The sequence below is a fragment of the Ideonella azotifigens genome (assembly GCF_006519715.1).
Classification (GTDB): Bacteria; Pseudomonadota; Gammaproteobacteria; order Burkholderiales; family Burkholderiaceae_C; genus Ideonella; species Ideonella azotifigens.
Genome location: NZ_VIDT01000638.1, coordinates 1 through 3,190, shown reverse-complemented (window position 1 = coordinate 3,190; position 3,190 = coordinate 1). Strand labels below are relative to the sequence as shown.

General features: G+C 67.7%; 5 protein-coding genes and 1 pseudogene. 3 read left to right on the top strand and 3 right to left on the bottom strand.

What is annotated here, in order from left to right; translation table 11 throughout:
• The 3 genes and pseudogenes from FKP22_RS32750 to FKP22_RS25455 all read left to right on the top strand — a co-directional run.
• A pseudogene (locus FKP22_RS32750) lies at positions 1 to 1,312 on the top strand (hypothetical protein); the annotation flags it as partial.
• Positions 1,313 to 1,325: 13 nt separating this feature from the next.
• Positions 1,326 to 1,589, top strand: coding sequence for a hypothetical protein (locus FKP22_RS25460; RefSeq protein WP_141290532.1), 264 nt, complete (start codon positions 1,326 to 1,328; stop codon positions 1,587 to 1,589).
• A gap of 10 nt (positions 1,590 to 1,599) precedes the next feature.
• On the top strand, positions 1,600 to 2,022 hold the full coding sequence (locus tag FKP22_RS25455; protein WP_211361582.1) for a DUF1801 domain-containing protein: 423 nt from the start codon (positions 1,600 to 1,602) through the stop codon (positions 2,020 to 2,022).
• 59 nt (positions 2,023 to 2,081) lie between these two features.
• Here the strand turns inward: FKP22_RS25455 and FKP22_RS25450 are convergent, their stop codons facing one another.
• The 3 genes from FKP22_RS25450 to FKP22_RS25440 all read right to left on the bottom strand — a co-directional run.
• The gene (locus tag FKP22_RS25450; protein ID WP_141290530.1) at positions 2,082 to 2,516 is read right to left on the bottom strand and encodes a type II toxin-antitoxin system VapC family toxin; all 435 of its coding nucleotides are present in this window, start codon (positions 2,514 to 2,516) and stop codon (positions 2,082 to 2,084) included.
• A gap of 1 nt (position 2,517) precedes the next feature.
• Positions 2,518 to 2,763, bottom strand: coding sequence for an AbrB/MazE/SpoVT family DNA-binding domain-containing protein (locus tag FKP22_RS25445; protein WP_211361581.1), 246 nt, complete (start codon positions 2,761 to 2,763; stop codon positions 2,518 to 2,520).
• 80 nt (positions 2,764 to 2,843) lie between these two features.
• The coding region (locus FKP22_RS25440) for a phenylacetate--CoA ligase family protein (protein WP_141290528.1) at positions 2,844 to 3,190 on the bottom strand (347 nt) is incomplete at its 5' end.

Below are 3,190 nucleotides of genomic sequence, written 5' to 3'. Positions count from 1 at the left end.
CCCGGCCGCACCCGCTGGCGCCACCACGGTCGCCATCACCGCCATTTCCGGCGCGCCGCACGAGCTGGCCTGGAGCGGCAGCGACATCCTGATCCCCACCTTCGTGGTCTTCAGCCAGGCCCGCGTGCCCGGCTTCAACCGCGTGCTGCGCATGGACCCGGCCACCTACCAGGTTACCGGCTACCTGCTGGACAACGTCGGCACCGACTACCGCAGCATTGCCGTGCGGCCCACGACCTTGCCCGGCCAGCCGCTCATCGCCGTGAACGGCAGCGGCACCGGCACCACGCTGATCGTCGACGGCAACACCGGCGCCACGCTCGCCAACCTGGTGCTCAGCACCAGCTACCCCGACGCCACGCCGCAGGACCTGGCCATCGTCAACAACCCGGCCACCAAGCTCCCGTCCAAGCTCTACGTGGTGGACCTGTTCCGCGAAACCGTGCGGCCCATCCTGCTCACCGGCAGCCCGCTGTACAAGCTGCGGCCAGAAATCCCGCTCGCCTGGTCCGGCCAGGTGCGCGTGCCCGGTACCGGCGTGCTGTCGGCCGCAGACGAAGGCGAATGGATGTTCCGCAACGTGGTTGCGCTGGGCGGCACCGCCACCGCGCCCAACTCCGTCACCTGCAACAGCTGCCACATGGACGGCGCGTCCGACAACTCCAGCCTGCACGTGGTCGAGGCACCGGGGCTGCAGTCGCTCCAGGCTGCACGCAAGCCGGCCGGCCACGGCACGATGGCGAAGGCCGTGAACCCCTCGGCCGATGTGCCCATCGGCGTGCCCATCCAGGTCCCGGCGCCCTGGGGCGCGGTCGAAACGGCGCCGTTCTTCTGGGACGGCTCGGTGCCCACCATCCAGCGCCTGGTCGCCGGCGCCCAGGCCCTGCACAACCATACCGGCCAGCCGCCCCCTTCAGGCGCCACGACGGCTCTGCTGAACTTCCTCACCGGCCACCTGCCACCTGCCAGCATCTACCTGAACCAGGACGGCAGCATGACCGCCGACCAGCAGGCCGGCAAAGCCATCTTCGAAGGCAGCGCCCGCTGCACCCAGTGCCACGCCGGCAGCACCTTCATCCCGCCGGCGGGCAGCCCGCTCACCATCCCCGACGGCATCGGCACCACCCTCGTCCCCGCGAACGTCCCCAGCCTGCGCGGTGCCTGGGCGACGGCGCCCTACCTGAGCCAGGGCCAGGCCAAGACGTTGATGGATGTGCTGACGATGAACCCGAACGACGCGCACGGGCAGGCGGCGGCGCCCTTGACGGATGCGGAGCGCAAGCAACTCGTCGAGTATTTGAAGGTCTTGTAGGGCACAGATTTCCATGAACACATGGCTCGTTCTGCTGCTGGTGGGCATGCTGGTTGGCCATGCGGCATGGGTCACCCGCATCGTGCTTGGCAATTCAGCGCTTGAGCGACAGCAGAAGCTGGCGCAGTGCCTGCTGGTCTGGCTGCTGCCACCACTGAGCGCCTTGGCTGTGCACCTGATCAATTGGGGCCTGGCGCGAGAACCTGGCGGCCGTGGTGTTGTATCCAGCGTCGAGCCGCAGATGGATCAGGGCGTTTCCCCTCCCGTCCTGGACTGATGGACAAAACGTGCCAGCCACCAAGCCCAAGGGCGCACACACCTCGCCCGCAGATGCCACGGCCGCTGTCGATGCGTTCATGGCATCGCTCGTGCACCCGCACAAGGCCGTGATCGAATCCCTGCGGGTGCTGATGCTGGCGCTGGACCCGTTGGTGCAGGAAGGCGTGAAGTGGAATGCTCCGAGCTTTCGCACCACCGAGTATTTCGCCACGACGAATCTGCGGGCGAAGGCCGGCATCGGCGTGATCCTTCACCTCGGCGCGAAGGTGCGTGACCTACCGCCCGGCGGCGTGCAGATCGCCGACCCGGCGGGCTTGGTGAAATGGCTCGGCGAGGACCGCGCGATGGTCGAGTTCGCGGATGCGCAAGCCTTCGACGAGGCGAAGCCGGCGTTTCAGGCGATCTTGCGGCGGTGGCTCCAGTTCGTCTGAACGGCTTTGCGGCGGCCGGGCCAGCTTCCCGAGATTGCCGATGAGCCTGTGAATGCCAGTCAGGTCGCGCTGCGCGGCACAACAGGTTTGATTTTCAGGCGCTGGGCGTTGCGCGCCAGGACTTCATCGAGCGTCACGATGTGCTTCGCACCCGCAGCCTCGGCGCAGGCCAGGTGGAGTGCATCGCCGGCGCGCAGCGCGCTCGCGGCATCCAGCACCAGTTCTGCCGCGCGATGGAAGTGTGCCGGCGCTACAGGCAGCAGCCCGAGGTCAGCCGCCACCATGCGCTCGAAACGAGCCCAGGCGGCCTTGGCCTGTGGCGCGTCAATGGCGCCAGTGCGCTGCTTGATGCCAAGGGCACTGGCGAATTCGGGAATGCACCAAGCAGCCGCCACCAGTTCGTCTTTTTCGCCCGAATACCAGGCAGCTGCAGCGGCGCTGTGCTGCTCGTTCACGAACAGCGGCACGAGCACGCTGGTGTCGACGTAAACCACCTCAGTACCGGGCGTCGCTGCGAACTTCTTCCATCACGGATTCGCTCGTCGGCATTTCGTTGCGCGCTTCGGCCAGCTCGCGGGCAAACGCCTTGCGGTCCCATTGCGCCGGCCGAATGGACAGGGTGCCATCCACGGTGAACTGCGCCTCGACGGTCGCACCTTCGCGCAGGCCGAGCCGGCGCACGACCTCAGACGGAATTCTCAGTGCCAGGCTGTTGCCCCACCTCGCGACTTGCAGGTCCATGATGTATATCCTTATGTGGATCTACATCGTACGTGCTCGACGCGTGCTGTCAAGCAGTGGCATGCACGCCAGGGGTCATGTCAAGCGTAGCTGCGCGCGTCCTCGATCACCTTGCCGTCGTTCGCCAGACTGCCCACCGGCAGCAACTGCACCTCGCAGCGCAGCCGGGTGACTTCGCGCACGGTCTCGGCCACTTGCCGGGCCAGGCCTTCGTTGGCGGGCTCGGCGCACTCAGCCTGCAGCGTCATCTGGTCCTGCGCCATCTGGCCGCTGACGACCAGGCGCAGGCGGCCCAGTGACGGATGGCGGCGGCCGACTTCTGCCACCTGGCTGGGGTGCACGAACATGCCGCGGACCTTGGCGGTCTGGTCGGCGCGGCCCAGCCAGCCGCGGATGCGGGTGTTGCTGCGGCCGGTGGGGCAGCGGC

What these genes read in the sequence shown, in the direction of transcription:
- FKP22_RS25460 (WP_141290532.1), top strand. Translation starts at nt 1,326, where the DNA reads ATGAACACATGGCTCGTTCTGCTGCTGGTGGGCATGCTGGTTGGCCAT.
- FKP22_RS25445 (WP_211361581.1), bottom strand. Translation starts at nt 2,763, where the DNA reads ATGGACCTGCAAGTCGCGAGGTGGGGCAACAGCCTGGCACTGAGAATT.